The following is an 18,063-nucleotide window of genomic DNA, read 5'->3' as shown; positions in this document are numbered from 1 at the left end:
GATAGCCTGCTCAAACTTCGCCGTGTTCTAAATAATGAAAGTCGAAAGATCGAGGGATAAAATATGCCAAAAGCATAGTCTCTATGTCAATAATTTTGTCACTAGATGGCGTTGTTTTTGGACCGACTTTCTCGATTCTTTTAACAAGCTCTTTCCCTCTATCTCTACCAGAAGTGAAGTTTTCTCCCCACGTTATCATGTCGTCAACATTTGAATGTACGGCCCCATCACCTGTATGTTCCCAAGGGTTCTCAAAGATTTCATACGTTCCTTGCTCGTTTTTGGTGGAACCACGAGCAATTGATAAGTTTGTAGGATAAGAGTCTACAATTGTTGTATCTTTCATATTTAAAGGTTGAAAAATACGCTCCTTTGCAAACTTACGCAGACGCTGTCCACTTGCTTTTTCTACTATAATAGATAATAAAAATGTCCTGTGTCACTTATTCAAACTTTGTACCTGCAGCGAAATTAATTATTTGATGATTTTCAAGATGTTCTAATGATTCCTTAAAAGTTAATTTATCTGGTTCTAAAATTTCTTTTTCTTCTGCTAAATCCATTATCAATCATGCTTAAGTACCTCTTCTCAACTTTAAAAATCTTTACTAAATAATTGAAATTAAATACTGTTTTTTAAATATAACAAACTAAAGGAACTATTACAAATCATTGGAATTAGTTTAGTTTCACGAACACATCTTGGTTTTTTAATGAACTTATAGGAAATGAATACGGATGAAACGAGCCGTTTTATTTGATTAATAAAAGTAGAACACTCTTGCTTATAATTAGTCAAAAATGCATACTGACAACAAATATTTTATCACTATCTTTCCAATCTGTTATCAGTTCTAAGAGCTTGTTTCAGCTAAATCTCTAAAGCCATTATATTGGTATTATTCTTCCCACGCCTTGTTGTTGGACAGGAAATGCTGCGCCTCTATTGTCTGATCAAATGAGTTGAGTCCTTTCTCGATTTTGGTACCGTTTGGATACTGGACATGCAAGGTATCCCCTGTCGCAGACGTATCGTACGCATAGGTGATCTTGCCCATTCCTGGATGTTAGACAGACAATATGCGTCCTATCTCATAGTATACGTAATGGGCCGTCTCCTTGTCATTCTCAAAGGTACTCATCAGATTCCCGTTTGCATCGTATTGGACTTTAAAAATGTCCTTTTCCGGGTCTTTTACATAACGTATCCCTCTAATACTCCTGGCAATTTGCGCTTGTTATATCAAACCCATAGTTCCTCTATTGCTTATGTTTTGTTTTGCCTTCTATGCGGGTAGTACCAATGTCGCTGTCACCACCCGCGAAGTAGAGTGGATTCATCCTCAAATAATATGTTAGAAAAGCCGATTTTTCCTGAAGCAGGAACCACCGGCTTTTACTATTACGTCTCTCTTCTGGTCTGTGATGATAGCAAGAACGGTTACGATCAACTCTCTAAATAACGATAAAGTGTAGTTTTGCTTATTCCCGTTTCTTCTTTGATTTGTGCAAGACTGTATTTTTTACTTTCGTACATACTAATTGCCCTTTTAACATTCTCATCAGGTTTTCGTGGACGGCCAGCTGTTATTCCGTTTTGCTTTGCTTCATATAATCCTTTTTTGGTATTCTCACTTATTACATCTCTTTGAAAGCTCAATAAGTAATTTACGCTGTCATGAAACGTATAGCCAGTAGAATTTCGAGTATCAATCCCTTCTCCAACAGATAAAAGATAAGCTTGCTTATCACTTAACTGATTTAACAAATCTGCCAGATGTCGAGTAGAATCAGCAAACGTGAATAATTTAGCAACAACAATCGTATCACCTGCTTGCAGTTCACTCATCATTTTTTTTAGTACGATTCTTTTTTTGGGGGAAGAATGTTCCTCAGTAAGCAGATGATCACAGTTTAAACCATTCAAAACCTTATATTGGATTTTACACTGTACATCATCTTGATTTGGTCTCATGTAACCAATTAACATTACTTTCACTCCTTACTACCCAATCCTAATTAAAAGCATACCACAAAAAAGTTCCAAAATGGTTCCTTTTTGGACTTGCCGGTGATAAAATGAATCTGCTCAACACGGAAAAAAGATTAATAAAATAAGGAGTGAGAGTAAACGTGTTTGAACAGATGAAACGAGAATGGTTTTCCAATATCAGAGGTTATGTACTCTCAGGAATTGTTGTTGCTTTAGCCCTCATCCCTGAAGCGATTGCCTTTTCGATTATTGCCGGCGTCGATCCTATGGTTGGTTTGTATGCATCTTTTTGTATTGCAGTCATTATCGCATTTGCTGGCGGGCGTCCAGGTATGATTTCCGCTGCAACAGGTGCAATGGCCCTACTAATGGGGCCGCTTGTAAAAGAACATGGTTTACAGTATTTATTAGCTGCCACTATACTAACCGGGGTCATTCAATTCATGTTTGGTGTTTGTAAGATTGCAAAGCTAATGAAATTTATCCCTAGAGCTGTCATGATTGGATTTGTAAATGCGCTGGCCATTTTAATATTTATGGCGCAGATCCCTCATTTCGTTGGGATATCAACTTCGGCTTATATATTTGTCGCGATTACTTTGATTATTGTATATGTAGTGCCTAGATTTTTCAAAGCAATACCTGCTCCTTTGATCGCAATTATTGTCTTGACTGCGGCTTCGATTTGGGGACATTTCGATTTAAGAACGATTGGTGATCTAGGTAAGATCACTCAAACGCTTCCTTCCTTCTTTATTCCTGACGTTCCGTTTACCATAGAAACGTTGCAAATTATCTTTCCGTACTCAATCGCTTTAGCCGTCGTTGGATTATTAGAATCGTTGCTAACATCCGCCATTGTAGATGATATGACAGGAACAGAAAGTAATAAAAATCGAGAATCAAGAGGACAGGGTATAGCAAATATAGTTACCGGCTTCTTTGGTGGCATGGCTGGATGCGCCATGATTGGCCAGTCTGTGATCAATGTCAAATCGGGAGGTCGGGGCAGATTATCCACTTTGATTGCAGGGCTGTTCTTATTATTCCTCATTCTTGTATTGGGGGAATTGGTTATACAAATACCAATGCCTGTGCTGGTTGGGATTATGATCATGGTATCGATTGGCACATTTGATTGGTCATCTTTCTCCTATTTGCGCAAAGCTCCCAAGTCAGATGCGATTGTCATGTTGACTACCGTGATTATTGTTGTTGCAACGCATGACCTTTCAAAAGGAGTTATTGCCGGAGTTATTCTTAGCGCAATCTTTTTTGTTGCCAAGATCTCGAAAGTAGAAGTTAAAAAACACCAAATAAGCAACGTGATCAAATATGACGTGACTGGTCAATTGTTTTTTGCTTCTGTAGAGGGTTTTGTTAACACATTCGACTTTACGTTAGCAGAAAAAGATATTGTGATTGATTTCTCGAATGCACATATTTGGGACGATTCTGCCGTAGGCGCGGTAGATAAAGTAGTCATCAAGTTTCGTGAAAATAATAACCATGTAACGATCATCGGACTCAATACATCTAGTAAAAAAATCATGGATAAATTAGCCCTCTACCATAACACGAACGCACAATTAAAAGCTCACTAACGACAAAGAGAAATGATTATGTACCAACGTATTTTACTCGCTCAAAGTATGCAATTCATGCGGCCTAGAAAGCCGCGAGAATTGCAACTTTGGCTCCAGAATCCTCTGTAGAAATCTTGTTTGTAGCTGACTTATCTGGGTTACTGCCAGCAAAACGCGGATTTAGAACGCTAAGGAGTTTTGACCAAAAAAATTTTCACCATGCTAAGGGTGTGACCGGCGTACAGAACTCCATTTAGGTTCATAAATTTTTGCATCTCCTCATGTACATTGAACTTTTGTTCACAAATATCCTCGCATTCCACAGCTTCTCTCATAAGGAAGACTTTGAACCCATGTTTCCGTGTTAGAGATGTGTTAGTAAAACGGAAACTCACCGGATATGATTTCGGGCTTTGAGGTGTAATTGAGTAAACGATTTTAACCAAATTGGATAGGGAATCATCCGAAACTGATGAAGACATTTTTGAATTAATTCGGTGGTTTACAAGGTAATCTTGTGCAATCAAACAGACCAAAATCACCACCGGTAAATGATTATGGAGTTAAAAAGATTGGTTCACCACAATTAATATTTCACGATTATATGAATTACTTTATTATTTTTTTGTTTACTTAAATTTTTAACAATCTTATAATATAACGGAACTTTAACATTTGGAGGGATTTGGAAATTGAATTTTAGACTAGTTACATTTGTACTTTTACTCAGCTTGGTTAGTCAAACCATATTAACACCGTTTCAAGCATTTGCTGCTTCAGAAGAACTTTCAACCATCAGCAAATCTGAAGCACAAAAAGAGTCTACGGACTTACATCAGGGTTCTGAAGAAGATATTTCCCCTGATGACACCCCTTTTGTTCTCCCCACTGAATCATCTGAAATCAGCGAGGATATAGAAGTAAAGGAGCAAGTCTCCAGAGATACAACTGGTCCTATTGAAAAAGAGCCGGAAAACGATACAAGTATAGATAATACTGCTTTAGAAGGACTAGAAGAAGTAGAAGAAGCAGAAGAAGCTAATGTTGATGATTACAAGAAGCGTAACAAACGTGCAATCGCAGCAGTAAAAGAGGAAGTAACTGTACATAAAGGAGAAACAATTGAATTTGAAAGCGATACAGCTGTAACAATATCAAGTAATGCAACAAGCTCTAAAAATAACCTTTACCAATATATAAAGTATGACACTGAGGGTGCACCTGTTGAATTTTTTGAAGATGCTCGAGGTGGAAAAACTGTAAAAGGTAAAATGATCGCTACAGTCATTACTGATGAGCCTGTAACCTTTACATACCCTACAGGGGTAAAGGTCTCATTTCCTAACACCCCTGCATTGAGGACTGTTGAATTAGAAGGAAACGAAAGCTATACATTTACAAACATTTCAGATTTCAAATTTTATGTGAAAGCTAAAGGAGGAACGAAAAGTCCCACTCCTAAATATGATTTTTCCCTTTATGACTCTGATGATAATTTAATCAAAGCTTTAGTAGCTCAGGGGTCTGGACCTCAAGCAAGTGGCATGCTTTTAAAACCGGGTGAAAAAGTTGTTGTCACCACAATTTCGGGTGATTCTATTAGATTTGTAGCCCCATTTGATGCAACAACAGGTAGACATAGTGATACCCCTGCATTGAACAGAACCGAGTTAGCTTTGGATGAATCGTTGACTCTTACCAATATAAGTAAAGTTAATTCATTTGCAAACGAATGCTTCATCTAAAAATCCTTTTAAGTATGTAAAATACAAAAGTAATGGAGAACCCGGTCTTATTAATTTGAAACATACAACGAACATTTCAATAAGTCCTGAGGAAACGATTGTGGTATCGCCTTCGACAAGCGAGCCTGTAACATTCATTTACCATCCCCTTCAGTTCCTCAATGAGGATGAATCTGATCCTCCTTTTTATGAACAAGTACTGCAAAAGGGTGACAGTAATTATTTTGATAATTTGAGTGACTTTCCATTAAGTCTGAAAGAAATCCGAGTTTCTTCCTCTGATAAATTTGATTATAAAATTTATGATGACGAAGGTAATTTGTCAGAGAGTTTGTGAATACATCAACACCTCCAAAATTATCACCTAATGGCAGAGCTTTAATTAGTAATGTTTCAGATAACCCAATTACCATTTACAGCCATTATCGATATTTATCTTCTACAGACAGCTCTGAACCAGCTCTTGAACGTGTTGTGTTGCATGAAGGAGAGACAATTGAATTTGTTAATATCTCTGATAAAGCACAAAAAATCCGGACGGATACTTCTAAAAAGAATGACAACCTAGTACATATGGCTATGTACAAGTCTGATGGTTCCATTAGAAGTGACGCATTTTCGTATCTTTGGGGTTCGGTTGTTGGAACACATTCAAAAGAAAAAACGGTTTTACGAAACGAAAAAATCGTATTTACCAGAATTTCTAAAAAACCAGCTACATTCATTTACAATAAAGATAACTTTTCCATGCGTTATTCTAAGAAGGAAGCTCTCACCTATAAACTTTTACATCAAGGTGAAAGCATGACTCTCTATAATAACACTGATCATGATACGTTACTTAAACCATTTGGGAAACGCGAAAAATCAAATTACAACTACATACGTTATTTAAAGGACGGCAGAACTCAAGAATATGAGGGTTATATTAACAATACAGCGTTACCAGCCCATAGTCGTGTAACGATCACCCTTTTAAGCGAGGAACCAATTACATTCTATGGACCGGCTGAACTTATTACTGAAGCAGCCAGTATGCTCCCAACATACAATACGCTTGAACTTAATTCATCTCAAACATTAGACCAAGAAAATAACGATACTCTTTATTACAAATTTACAACAAACAAATCAGGATTACATCGCCTGTTTACGGACTCTATTGATGTTAATAGCACTGATATCAAAATATACGAAGATCCTCAGCTAACTACATTAATTACGGAGAGTGCCGAAAACATTACGCTTGGATCCTCTCATTATAAAAAAGCGGAAGCTCTTTTGAGAGGAAACCAAACCTATTATGTTCAAATAACAGGTGCTAGCTCCGGCAGAAGCATTACTCTTGAAGAGGATTTTGATTCAACGCCTCAAGAGGCAACACTGGGTACTCTCAATGCTATTTATGACTTTGATCTCAGTTCAGTATTTGACATTGATTATTATCGATATATTTTACCTGAATCATCTCAGCTGAACATTATTCTTCCAAAAGGAATGGCCACTATTGAAAATGGAAACGGGGATATTTTAAAAATAATAGTAGCTGGCAGTGATGATACTGTATTCATACCCGAAAATCCCGGCGTTTATTTTGTAAAGCAACAATTAAATCCTGAAGAACCTCAGTATCGAACGAAACGAAGCATTGGAAGTAGCAAAGGAAAATTTGCTGTTAAAGATTTAACTCCAATTCCTATGTTCAAGACAATTACTTCGATTCCGGGTAAAAAAGATCCAGTTACGTTTAAATGGCGTTATCTCTCCCCTCATACAACTACTGTCTTTGAAGTTTATGAAAAACGAAATAAGGCAAAGGGAAAATTAGTTTACAAAGATGTTCGGACAGATTTATTTCAGGCGAATAAAGATTATTTCTTTCTTTGGGACGGATATGTAAATCAACCAGATGCTGGAACTCATGCTCAAAACGGTCGATATGTGGTATCACTTTATGCTTCCGATGCTCCAATGTTTAAGTATGAAGCAGATGTTATGGTTTTAAATAATAAAGATCTCGAGTTAGATGGGGATACGCTCATTGATGTTTATAATAAAAGAATACCGTCTGAAAAAATTTCACGTATGCAAACCTACCTGAAGAGTATTCAATTTTATGAAGGTGAAATAACTGGTCATTATGATTATGAATTTTTAGTATCTGTAATGGCTTATGAAAATGTTATCAATAAATGGGGGCTGCATGTTGCTAGAGATGTTTATCTCTATGATATGGGATATCTATCAGAAGCTGGTGAAGTAAACGACCGATTATTAGGGTACGCTTATACAGATGCTTCTTTAGGCCATAGTAAATATAGTGAATTTACTCAACTAATGCTCGAAGGTGATTCTGTTATTCTATCTTTCGCAGAGCCATCTTTGCCCTTAGGGTATTTTGGAACCTTGATAGGAAAAAATGGTAGCAAGATTATTAAGAATACTGGGGAATTAATAAGTAAAACCGGTAAATTAAGCAATAAACTTATTAAACATATAACTACACGCCATATCTTTAATAAAGCGAAAGATGAAATTCCTTTTCTTTTAAAGAAATTACCTCGTGAGAAAGTTGAAATAGTTATTTCCGGAACAAGTAAAAAACCAAGAAGTTATTTCAACAAAGAATGGTCAAACAAACAGATCGAAGATGCAGTACAGTTTGCTTTTGAAGATGTTGTTAAAAAAGGAAAAGGTGATGGTCTACATCATGTCGAATATTTAGGTGAAAAAATCACTATTTATATCCGTAAAGGATTACCTGGTACTGCTTTTGGTTCACATAGATACACGTTAAAAGATTTTGGTTATTAGGAAGGAGTTAATATGTTTATTATAAATTATCAACTTGCTTTGTCTGAATCAGAAATTTCCTCCCTTACGTATGAAGAGTTTTTAGAAGATTACGGTGATGATTTCTTAGGGTTGATACTCTTTTCTTTTAATGAGCAGGAATATGGATATTATTCTGAAGATGCTACGGTCCATGAATTCAACTTATGCCAAGAGTGGATTATACTTTGGTTTCAACTGTTAAATGATGCTGTTTTATTATTAAAAAAGGAGGGTTATGCTGCTATTAAAACCATAGAGGAACCTGATAATTGGATTGTATTCAAAAATAGGAATGAAAATGTATTGATTGATTTCGTACTGGCAACAGATAGGATTCCCAATGTAGTCGTGTCTGCTGTTCCTCTTTGTGGCATCTATGATGCTGGATGGGAAAATGAGATTATAAATAAAGCTCAATTTCTTTCTGAACTTAAAACGAAAACAGGCGATTTCATTCAAAAGATAGAAAGATTGAATAACAATCTTGCAGAATCAAGTGAAAACTTTCAAAGACTGAAAGAAACATACTTCTTGGCACACTTTTAGGCTTAAAAAACGAAATTTTATTTTATAGTCGCTTCTGAATTTGTTGTACATGATTATTTTTTTGTAAAAACCTTTTAAAAAAAAGATCGTTCTCTACCTTAACTAACTACTCTTAGTAAGGAGAAGAGCGATCTTTTTTGCTGGTATGTACTCGTCAATTAGCTGTATAACATATACAAAAGGTACAGGATATTTTTCTAAAGCTAGACAAACTCTAGCAGGAATAAAAGCCTATTAATATCCGGATAAATACGATATTATATAATACATATTTATCGGTAATCGCCTTAATATAACCAGAATTAACCTCTGGAGTTGGTGAAGTTGGAATATTTGAAAAAACTATTTGCAAAAAAAGACGATCCAATAAACTACTTTAATTCAAATAAGGTTATAAAAAACCAGGAAAAGTCAAGGAGGCTGATTAATATTGAACAATTAGAGAAATATATTGAAACCTATCTAGATACAGTTACCGATAGCATTTTAATAAGCCCCTTCGAGTTTCTCCACGGGTTTCATGTAAGAAGCAGCCTTCATCAAAAAAAAGACTTATTATCAGAAGAGAAAAAAAGAATTTTATTGAAGTATGATAAGCTATTATTTTTCCGCTCATCTGAGATTTATAATCATATGAAAGTCATTTATCATTTCGAAAACTCCTCTGAGTCAATTGAGGAATGGTGGTGGCATCTGGATAAAGTAGTGAATAAAACAGTAACGATTGATTTTGAATCACAGATCATTGTCTATAACGGAAATAAATACCAATTGTAGAAAATAACTAAAAAGGGCAAAAAGAATAAACGATCTTTTTGTCCTTTTTTATATTACTATCTGTCAAATTCAAGTATGTTATTTTTGGTTTTAGAAGTCACTTCAGAGATGTATGATAAACGAATTAACTTTCAAAAGATGCTAGTCACCTGAATTTACAGATGTAACTGCTATCACTGATAAAACTGCAATATAGATAAAAGAGGGATATACATGTTACGAAAAATAGGAATCCAAGAAATAGTACATGAGACACTAGAACTAGATGATTATATTCTGTTCAATGTTTACTGGAAAACTCCATTTGTATTTCCTACTCAATACTGGAGAACTGGGGATTCAGAAGAATCTTTTATAGAGATTGGGATTAATTCAGAATCAGGTGAATTACTCTCCATTACATCAATATTACTACCTTCTGTATCTTACGAGTGTCCCACTTTCTTAGATAGTCAGAAAGATATTGATCAATCTGGCATCCCAGTTTTTGATATCTCTGCCTGGAAAAATATCAAATATATTAATGATCCAATTGATTTCCAATCATTCTTTTTTAATGGAAAGTTAACCATAGTTTTAGATGATACAAAAACAGTAGCTTCTACGTTACTCGGAACATTTTACGTTTTATTTTGATTCCAATCAGTTTATGGTAGCTTTTGAACTTGGAAATCTTTCTGAAGAGGAAGTTCTTCAATTGATTACATATTGTAACATGTAACGGTATACCTGATTTAAATTGCCCCCATATCTTATTTGGTATTATCCCCTTTAGGTAGACAGTAAGAAGAAAGCCCTTTACTGTTTACTTGGAGGGGAATTTTTATGAGCAGCGCTAAAAAGACGTATTCTCTTGAATTCAAACATCATGTAGTGGAATGTTTTGAGCAAGGGACTACTTATAGGGAGATTAGAGAAACATACGGTCTTGATTTAAGAATGTTCCGCAGGTGGGTTAGAAGATACAGAGATGATGGATTGAAAGGCTTAGAGGGCCTAGGGGGAAAACAAGAAAAACAGAGAAGACTCGTGAAAAATCTCTTCCCCCGGCGGAAAAAATAAAGCGCCTTGAGGCAGAAATAGAGTTATACAAGCTGTTGGCCTTGAAAGGATTAATAACCAGGATCATCGGACCAACCGGGGTCACTTGTAATGCATGTGTATTGAATCGACCAATCAGGCTCTGCCATAAGTACGTCCTCACTTAGATGGTATCTAGGATCAATGCCTTCCACACAACCATTTCCCTCCTCACCTTAAAAGTTTTGATAGTCAACTTCTATTCCGTATTCATCTTGTTTTATACAACCAATCTAGCGTTTTTTTAGTTTGGTCATTCCCTGGATTCGTTCAACTTGATCTCCTTCTTTACGTTCTATGATGAGATTGGCTTGTTGCACAATTGTCGTACAGTGCATGTCATAATAAGCAGTTATAGGCAGCAGGCAATTCGCAGTTGTTACTTGATATTCAGGAAACAAGACTAATTTTTTCATCTTTCGTTCTCCAAAAGCTGGTGTAACACCGATCAAGTTATCATAGCGGCCATTTTTTTCTTTAACTCGTTTCCTCCAATCAGCAATTTCATTCCTGGTTCTACATTAAAAAAATAATCAGAAAAGACTACAGCGGCTGTCTGTACTTGGTCTAAATCGTTCATAGGCATTTTCTTGGCATTTTCTTATCGTGGACAAATATTTCAAAAGCAACGACTTTCACTTCTTTTATAGGAGCTTGTTGATCTTTATGCATTGGTTGACTTTCTACACTTTTTATAGTTGTGATAGATTCACTCTTAGCTGTACTTGGTTCTTTTTCATTTGACGAGAAATGACAAAAACAACGATAAGAAGCAACACGGATACAGCTACTAACCACTTCACATTTTCTCCTTTATCTCTCCTCTGGATAATGGTCTGTTCTAACTTTGTGAGTTTCTGCTTATTGTATCCCTTTTTATTTTCCTCTTCCTTTCCGGTTCTTGATACTTCTTGGCATTTTCTCGCGAACTTTCATAATTTTGGGACTTTGGTTATTTTGGCTTCTATCGTGACTTTGCTCTCGTTCGAATCTCTTTGCAATTTGTGTATATTTATCGTTTGGTTTTTCTTTTTTTAAATTTCCGTAATTGTTTTGATTAACCACTTCTTTTTGATGTCTTGTACGACCCTTGTTTTGACTACTTGGACGGCGTGAACGCCGAAGAGATTCCACGCTATTTATGTTTGATTCTGATTTCCCCATGAATTTTGTAGCCTCACGCCGCATGTAGGCACGCGGACTGTCTGCAAATCTACTTCCTCTTATTAACCCTTGTATGGTTCCTCTTATTATGGCGGGAGCAATATGGGTAAAGACAAAAGGAAGAAGACAGCAGCCTGCCAAACCAACAAAACAATGAATAGTGATGGGCACAGCATATTTCATCATCGCTGTGCCGATAGCTACCCCCCTTCTTGCACAGGTGAAAAGTTCACTAGTCCAAGAACTGTAAGTACTACACCGTCTACAAGTCCTAAACCAAATGACATAATCTCATTCAGGTTATCAATAGCTATAAAAATGGCTGCCGTTGTGATAAGTGCTAAGAAAATAGCTTTAAACGCTTCGCCATTTCTACCTTGCGCGTACTTAACAAGGACAATGAAGCTTAAAAAGAGAGAGACAAAACAAATTATCATATACATAACTTTTAAAAGGCCGAATCTCATCACTGACCTTTTCTATGGCTTGAATCAAAAAATCTCCTTCGGAGGCAAATCCAAGTTGAAAAAACAAAGATAGTGATTTTAAAAATGGCCAGATTGATATCTTGAAAAAAACGTAATACGTTCGTGCTATATTTTCTCCAGTATCCCCTACCTTTGGAGTAATCCCTTGCATTTGAAAAATACGCTGTATCCCACTTGTAATTACTATTTTGAAATTTTTTATACAGCAGCTGATCACCAGGACGCTATCAATATTCCCATGTTTCTCCGTTTGTTTTATGACCAGCACCTACAAAAGAGCGAATACACGTTTTGGCTTTATCTCGATCCAGTTCTGTTTCATCGGCCACCAGTTGGATGATCTTTTCTCCTACTGTTTTTTCTGTTGTCATTTGCAATGGGCATTCTCCTTTCCAAATAAAATTCCATAAAAAAAGCTGACTCCATGGGTATAATGTGGAATCAGCTCTTATTTCTTACTGTTATTACTATAACATCGTTTCGTCAATGATAGTGTATCCACTTTGTTTAAATCTGTATCATTTTTGTACGATTCTGTATTCATTCTGTACCATATGTGAGATATCCGGTTGCCAGAAACACCCGAATTTCATGGTTCGAACGCTTGAATTATCTGGACCTACATAATCGTTTAAACAAGAAACCTACTTGACGGCTGCCTTTTCCCAACCGCAAACTACTAACCATTAACCGCCCATTTCATGTGTGTAAACAGTGACCATGCTATATAACATAGCTGATTATCACTTTCTCCTCCCCTTATTTAGTCTTTATATAGACTAGACCGAAACAAGTAGTCGGCAACGCAAGTCCTGACAGCGGGAGGGGCGGGGAGGGTGTTAAAAAGAGCGTACAGATGAGACTACACTCTCTCTGTACGCTCTTTTCCATTAATTCGTTACGAACTCACCTTTTATCGCATCAAAATAGGAGGCATTATCTTTCTTCTCCATTTGGTAAACAAGCCGAGGAGTCTTTAATTCTTTCCCCTCTTCGTCATACCAGAAGTAAGAAAGAATAATCTCGTATTCTTTTTGGAAGGCTTCCTTAACCTTTTCGATAGAGGCCGCTTTCTTACCATCTGGTAGGTCACTAGTAGCAAAGCTTGGAATACTGAATCCCAAAACTTCTCCTGTTTCCGCATTCAGTTGTACAAGATATATCTGGTCTGCTACTTTAATATCCTGATGTACAATGTGGAACTCAATCGAATAAATATTTTTCGCCTTTTCTTCCATTTCTTTGATTTCCTCAGGGGTAGCGCCTTTTAGTTGAATCTCATTAAGCCCTGGTTTAGAGATTTCGCCTAGAATAAGCTCTTTCGTTCCAGTAACATATTTATCTAGGAAGGATAGGGCTAATTTTTGTGCCTCTTCTTCTGTTATTTTTATTTTCTCTTTGTTATAAACCGGGAAATTGGTTTTAGTGAAATCTAGCACCTTGCCTGTTTTTTTATCCGTTTCAATACTTATTAATTCATCTGCCCCTTTTTTCCACATGAAAGAAATGATATTCGAATCTTCATTCTTATCATCCTGATAATTCCATCCAGCTAGTTTTATTCCCATTCCTAGTAACAACTTTTCTGCTTCTTCTTTATTTTTTACAATCATTTCTTTTCCCTTACCCGCCAAACTTACTTTTTTATCACCTGTATGCTTCCTTTCATCCTTACCACTCTTCGCATCAACAATTACATCATCATGTACATCATAGGTTAGAAAAGGAATGACTTTTTCTTGATCAGTATGTGCTCCCAATACATATTGTGAATAATAGGTAGGAGTCAATTTGGCAGCTTCCCAGATTTTCTTGGCTGCCTCTTCTTTTTTGATTATTTGATCGGCTTTCGGAAAGGAATTCTTATCAATAGTTGTTTCACCATCTTCATCCTCAAATTCTGTTATCATCCCTTCCTGATTCACTTTTACAATTAATCTGCCCTTCCCAGCTGGGACATCGTTCACATGTAGGTTATAGTTTAATTTCAGTGTGGTTGAATGCAATACCATTTTTTCCGCTTTTTCTTTTGCCTTATAATTTTCTGCTTCTTTACCATAAATGATTTTTATAAACTCATCTGCTTTTTCTCTAGCTAGTTTTTCGGTCGGGTATGTATCAGATGCCCACTCATCATTCTTTACAAGTAAACTTATGATTTGTCCAGATTTCTCACCGATCCCTAGTTCAGCATAACTATTCTTCGTTTTGGAATCTGCTAATTTAACTCTCCAATAAGCTTCCCTAATTTCTATATACTCTGTTTCTTCTATTTTATATCCGCTTAAGGGAGTGTATTTGGTTAAAAATTCAGTAACCTTCTTTTCCAATTCCTTTGGAAATGCTTTTTGCTCTTTTGATTTGGTATTCGAATCGGCTTCACCTGTTTTTACGGCTGTTTGTGAACTAGCTTGTCCTTTTGATGCATAAGTTACCTCTGGTCCTATCGCGATCAGACTTGTTGTCAAGAGCGACACGGTTACCATAAAAATGGCTCTGTTCCATGTTTGTTTCTTCATTCTTACACCTCTTTTTTATTAGTTACTAGGTCTTTAACTCTATAATAATGACGAACTCTAGATGAAATGGTTACCATTCATTCGATACTTTTTTGTGAATTTTTTTTAGAAAACTTGGCTTTGCCAAGCCTTTGGCGCAGGCAAAGCCATAGTTGCACTTATGCATGCAGATACCACATCATTATAGCTTGCTCGAAATGGTTGCATTAAGTTCTACACTTACATCTTCATTTGCTGATAAAGCGATTTCTGCCTTGGAAGAACCTGACTTTTTTATTACAAAAATACTTTTGTCGAGCAATTTCGTCTGACCCATCTACATTTTTGGACGAATCTTTTTCAAAACGATATCCTCCAAAAGCTAATGCTTTATTTTTGTGTTCATTCTGTTGTTTTTGTTCCATTTCCGAAGGCGTATCAATTACTCTTATTGATCGTAACTTAGCTGTTTCGGAAGGTTTTTCCAAACCATATTTTTTTACTAGTTTCTTCTTGATTTTCAAGAGTTGCGTAGATAACCTCATTAGTCTTAACTGGTTGCTCATTTAGATAGACAAAATCTTCATTTGGTGTTTCATGTTTTTTCGCACTTACACCTGATAACCCTACCCCCGAAAAAGCTGTTACAGATAATACCAAAAGTGTTGCTAATGAAGCAAGGGTCTTTTTTTCATACTATCCTCCCCAACGATACTTATAAGCTAATATTAACATATTTTCCGTGATTTGGTTCATATTATGGTTTTTTTAGGCTTACTATTTCTTGTTTCGAAAAAAACGTCTACATCCTGACTTACTTTTCAGTCTTAAATCGATGTGCTAACCACTTGCTTAGTTTTTTTCTAATTCTTCTAGCATGATCACTGTATCGATGGAGTCACCCCATACTAACATGTTGTAAACCCCCTAGAAGGTCTTTTATGAATAGCTAAAAACGGCTATATAATTATTACCCCTACTGTAAAGTTTCCCGTACAGCTTATTCATATCGACCAACTAGCGTCTAAGCTTCTGTAAGATAACGATGTACTCATCTAGTTGTTGGCTCAGTTGTAGTACGGTTGGGTGTACGAACGAGCCTTTTTTGTAATACAATTGTGCAAATTCTTGGCGTAGAACTTCAATGAGCTTCTGTAAATCATTTTCCGGTTGAGAATTTTCTGTTTTCATAGCTGAGATTCGAGTTTTTGTTTCTGAAGGAAAAGTACTGAATCTGGATGGTTTTAAGGGGTTCTCTACACGAAATATGGGAAACAGTATTAAATTCCCTTAGAAAAGGAGATATTCATGGAAAAGCAAGAACTGTTCAATAACATATTAGATTTATCACCAGTTAATGAGATAGAACAAATTGAATATTTTATAGATAGCTATCTTCATCTTCATCCCACTGATATTGATATACTACTTCGTGGTGCTGTCTTAGTTTTAAGCCCCCCAATTGCTGATGTATACAAAAGCTTAGATTATTTAGAAAAAGCGATAACTATCGAGCCTACTAATCATAAAGCTTGGTTTATACTTTCTCATATTCATGAAACAAGACTGGGAGGTATTGACATCAGGGTCATCGAGCATCTTTCTACGATACATCCAAAGGAAAAAGAAACCCAATCTATCATTGAATTAATAAAAGGATGGTATTATTGTAAAATTGATGACCTAAACAATTATAAAAGCCATTTACAGAAATCAATTGATTTAGCACCTAACTTAGTTTTTAATCATGTAGAATTAGGAAAGCTTCTATTAGACCTAGGGTATAAAACCGAAAGTAAGCATCAATTTAAGATAGCTCTTCAAAACGTTGTTAAAATATACTCTATAGAGGAACCAATTATGGATTTAACTGATTATGATGAATTTATTAATGAGAACATCAAAGGGATATACCTTACAGAAGTAGTGGTTGCTGGTTATAAAAAATATCTTTAAAAACCTAGAGTATAACTAAGTATATCTTAGAGATGATTCATCTCAAAAAAATCGTATAAAAGCCCATCTCTAGTTATATGACTGACCCCCGTTTGCAGGACAGGGATCAAAACACCTAACACGTTTAAGCAGCCAGTCGGCGGAAATCAATCTGCGACTGGTTGTTTAGTTTTGTTTGAATGCGAATTGAGTTATAGTAAGAGATATATTCTCGAACGGTCTGTTCAACGATTGCCGTCGTTGTACAGGTTAACCCTTCGAGGATGAATGTTTCCGACTTGAGGCAGGCGTGAAACGATTCAATCGGGGCATTATCAGCAGGTATTCCCTTCTGGGACATACTCATGGTAATGCCTCTTTCCTTTACAGCTAATTAATAAGCCGGCGAGATATAGACGGACTCTTGATCACTATGCAACATACATTGCTCCAGTGGTGGAAGTTGCTACAACGTATCTAAGGTAGTAACTTGCGTGTCTCCAATATTGTAGGCGATGATCTCGCCATTGTATAAGTCCATGATATTGGATAAGTACAACATTTTTCCACCGTAAGGCAGGTAAGTAATGTCTGTGACCAGCTTCTGTAGCGGATGATTCGCCTGAAAATCCCGTTTCAAAAGATGATCCGCAACCTGTATCGGTTGTCCGATTCTCTTTCGCTTTTTTACTTTGACTCAACATTGCAATCCTTCTTCTTTCATAATTCGTTGCACTCGCTTATGGTTAATTTGCATCACTCGTCGCAAAAGTGCAGTGATTTTACGGTATCCATAGCGAAAGCGATGTTCCTAACACAATCTTCGGATATGGGCAACCAAAGGATTCAGAATCTGTACGTCTAATTGTTTTCTCCATCGATAGTACGTAGAGCAAGAAATTCCGAGCCACTGGCATGCTAATTGCTAGATACTTCTCCCTTTATCTCGTTCATTCATTGAACTACTACTTTTGGTGACACCTCCTTTCCCATACGTGTACTGTTTATACAGGCTGCTCAAAACAATGTGTTTCGCCATTTCTGTACCATCTCATCCATGTTTTAAATTGTGTTTTGTTTTTGATAGAAAGCTGATCCATCACTTCTTTCACTGGGATACCAGCCAATCTCATCTCAACAGCCTTCATCTTAATTTCCATAGGTAACTCACTCTCGTTAGCAAAGAAAAAACACCTCCAGGTTACTTCCATATCTTACGACATGGTTGCATTCTCTTGAAGGTGTTTTGATTTGTCTCACGTTATGGGGTCAGTCCACTTCTCTGTAAAAGGATTTTTTCTGTTAAAGGTACATAGTATAAGTGGACAGGTCAATAGAATAAAGTTTCTTTTAGGGGTACCGCCACATGCCCATCAACCTAAGATTAAGTAAAAGTCCGTTCAACTGGATTTTTTC

The 18,063-nt window shown here is 36.3% G+C and carries 20 protein-coding genes and 1 pseudogene; 9 read left to right on the top strand and 12 right to left on the bottom strand.

The window, feature by feature from the left end:
• Positions 1-10 precede the first annotated feature (10 nt).
• A complete protein-coding gene (locus QZ995_RS16465) occupies positions 11-388 on the bottom strand; it encodes a serine hydrolase (RefSeq protein ID WP_301808990.1) in 378 nt (125 codons plus the stop codon).
• 1,059 nt (positions 389-1,447) lie between these two features.
• Positions 1,448-1,990, bottom strand: a complete 543-nt coding sequence (locus QZ995_RS16460; RefSeq protein WP_301808925.1) for a recombinase family protein — start codon at positions 1,988-1,990, stop codon at positions 1,448-1,450.
• 155 nt (positions 1,991-2,145) lie between these two features.
• Between QZ995_RS16460 and QZ995_RS16455 the strand changes: the two genes are divergently transcribed.
• The 8 genes from QZ995_RS16455 to QZ995_RS16420 all read left to right on the top strand — a co-directional run bounded on the left by QZ995_RS16455 (position 2,146) and on the right by QZ995_RS16420 (position 10,544).
• Entirely contained in the window at positions 2,146-3,597 is a 1,452-nt protein-coding gene (locus QZ995_RS16455; RefSeq protein ID WP_437124749.1) for a SulP family inorganic anion transporter, read from the top strand.
• Positions 3,598-4,271: 674 nt separating this feature from the next.
• On the top strand, positions 4,272-5,324 hold the full coding sequence (locus QZ995_RS16450) for a hypothetical protein (RefSeq protein WP_301808923.1): 1,053 nt from the start codon (positions 4,272-4,274) through the stop codon (positions 5,322-5,324).
• Complete coding sequence (locus QZ995_RS16445) at positions 5,302-5,661, top strand: hypothetical protein (protein WP_301808922.1); 360 nt, start codon at positions 5,302-5,304, stop codon at positions 5,659-5,661. The genes QZ995_RS16450 and QZ995_RS16445 overlap by 23 nt, the downstream gene beginning before the upstream one ends.
• Positions 5,658-8,138: a hypothetical protein gene (locus QZ995_RS16440; RefSeq protein ID WP_301808920.1), complete on the top strand. Its 2,481-nt coding sequence runs from the start codon at positions 5,658-5,660 to the stop codon at positions 8,136-8,138. Before QZ995_RS16445 ends, QZ995_RS16440 begins: the two co-directional genes overlap by 4 nt.
• A gap of 12 nt (positions 8,139-8,150) precedes the next feature.
• Positions 8,151-8,705, top strand: coding sequence for a hypothetical protein (locus QZ995_RS16435; RefSeq protein ID WP_301808919.1), 555 nt, complete (start codon positions 8,151-8,153; stop codon positions 8,703-8,705).
• 324 nt (positions 8,706-9,029) lie between these two features.
• Positions 9,030-9,482 carry a hypothetical protein gene (locus QZ995_RS16430; RefSeq protein ID WP_301808917.1) on the top strand — a complete coding sequence of 151 codons (453 nt, stop codon included), beginning with the start codon at positions 9,030-9,032 and terminating at the stop codon, positions 9,480-9,482.
• Positions 9,483-9,695: 213 nt separating this feature from the next.
• On the top strand, positions 9,696-10,118 hold the full coding sequence (locus tag QZ995_RS16425; RefSeq protein WP_301808916.1) for a hypothetical protein: 423 nt from the start codon (positions 9,696-9,698) through the stop codon (positions 10,116-10,118).
• A 189-nt stretch (positions 10,119-10,307) separates the two neighbouring features.
• The gene (locus QZ995_RS16420) at positions 10,308-10,544 is read left to right on the top strand and encodes a helix-turn-helix domain-containing protein (RefSeq protein ID WP_301808914.1); all 237 of its coding nucleotides are present in this window, start codon (positions 10,308-10,310) and stop codon (positions 10,542-10,544) included.
• 50 nt (positions 10,545-10,594) lie between these two features.
• Here QZ995_RS16420 and QZ995_RS16415 read toward each other — a convergent pair whose 3' ends face one another.
• The 9 genes from QZ995_RS16415 to QZ995_RS16375 all read right to left on the bottom strand — a co-directional run bounded on the left by QZ995_RS16415 (position 10,595) and on the right by QZ995_RS16375 (position 15,903).
• Positions 10,595-10,717, bottom strand: a complete 123-nt coding sequence (locus tag QZ995_RS16415) for a hypothetical protein (protein ID WP_301808912.1) — start codon at positions 10,715-10,717, stop codon at positions 10,595-10,597.
• A 78-nt stretch (positions 10,718-10,795) separates the two neighbouring features.
• On the bottom strand, positions 10,796-10,978 hold the full coding sequence (locus QZ995_RS16410; RefSeq protein ID WP_301808910.1) for a hypothetical protein: 183 nt from the start codon (positions 10,976-10,978) through the stop codon (positions 10,796-10,798).
• Between the two features lie 32 nt (positions 10,979-11,010).
• Positions 11,011-11,142: a hypothetical protein gene (locus QZ995_RS16405; RefSeq protein WP_301808908.1), complete on the bottom strand. Its 132-nt coding sequence runs from the start codon at positions 11,140-11,142 to the stop codon at positions 11,011-11,013.
• 296 nt (positions 11,143-11,438) lie between these two features.
• Positions 11,439-11,912, bottom strand: coding sequence for a hypothetical protein (locus QZ995_RS16400; RefSeq protein WP_301808906.1), 474 nt, complete (start codon positions 11,910-11,912; stop codon positions 11,439-11,441).
• Positions 11,913-11,926: 14 nt separating this feature from the next.
• A complete protein-coding gene (locus tag QZ995_RS16395) occupies positions 11,927-12,193 on the bottom strand; it encodes a hypothetical protein (protein WP_301808905.1) in 267 nt (88 codons plus the stop codon).
• Positions 12,194-12,441: 248 nt separating this feature from the next.
• Positions 12,442-12,591: a hypothetical protein gene (locus QZ995_RS16390; RefSeq protein ID WP_301808903.1), complete on the bottom strand. Its 150-nt coding sequence runs from the start codon at positions 12,589-12,591 to the stop codon at positions 12,442-12,444.
• 513 nt (positions 12,592-13,104) lie between these two features.
• Positions 13,105-14,733 carry a YcdB/YcdC domain-containing protein gene (locus QZ995_RS16385; RefSeq protein WP_301808901.1) on the bottom strand — a complete coding sequence of 543 codons (1,629 nt, stop codon included), beginning with the start codon at positions 14,731-14,733 and terminating at the stop codon, positions 13,105-13,107.
• 227 nt (positions 14,734-14,960) lie between these two features.
• On the bottom strand, positions 14,961-15,236 hold the full coding sequence (locus QZ995_RS16380; protein WP_301808899.1) for a hypothetical protein: 276 nt from the start codon (positions 15,234-15,236) through the stop codon (positions 14,961-14,963).
• Positions 15,237-15,729: 493 nt separating this feature from the next.
• The gene (locus QZ995_RS16375) at positions 15,730-15,903 is read right to left on the bottom strand and encodes an aspartyl-phosphate phosphatase Spo0E family protein (protein ID WP_301808897.1); all 174 of its coding nucleotides are present in this window, start codon (positions 15,901-15,903) and stop codon (positions 15,730-15,732) included.
• A 117-nt stretch (positions 15,904-16,020) separates the two neighbouring features.
• Here QZ995_RS16375 and QZ995_RS16370 point away from each other — a divergent pair, with 117 nt between their 5' ends.
• Positions 16,021-16,668, top strand: a complete 648-nt coding sequence (locus QZ995_RS16370; protein ID WP_301808896.1) for a tetratricopeptide repeat protein — start codon at positions 16,021-16,023, stop codon at positions 16,666-16,668.
• Between the two features lie 124 nt (positions 16,669-16,792).
• On the opposite strand, the pseudogene QZ995_RS16365 reads toward QZ995_RS16370, so the two are convergent.
• Positions 16,793-17,858, bottom strand: a pseudogene (locus QZ995_RS16365) (IS3 family transposase).
• Between the last annotated feature and the right edge of the window lie 205 nt (positions 17,859-18,063).

The sequence above is a fragment of the Brevibacillus laterosporus genome, assembly GCF_030489605.1.
Lineage (GTDB): Bacteria > Bacillota > Bacilli > Brevibacillales > Brevibacillaceae > Brevibacillus_B > Brevibacillus_B laterosporus_E.
The sequence above is the reverse complement of the archived record's forward strand: the minus strand, read 5'-3'. Positions and strand labels throughout refer to the sequence as shown.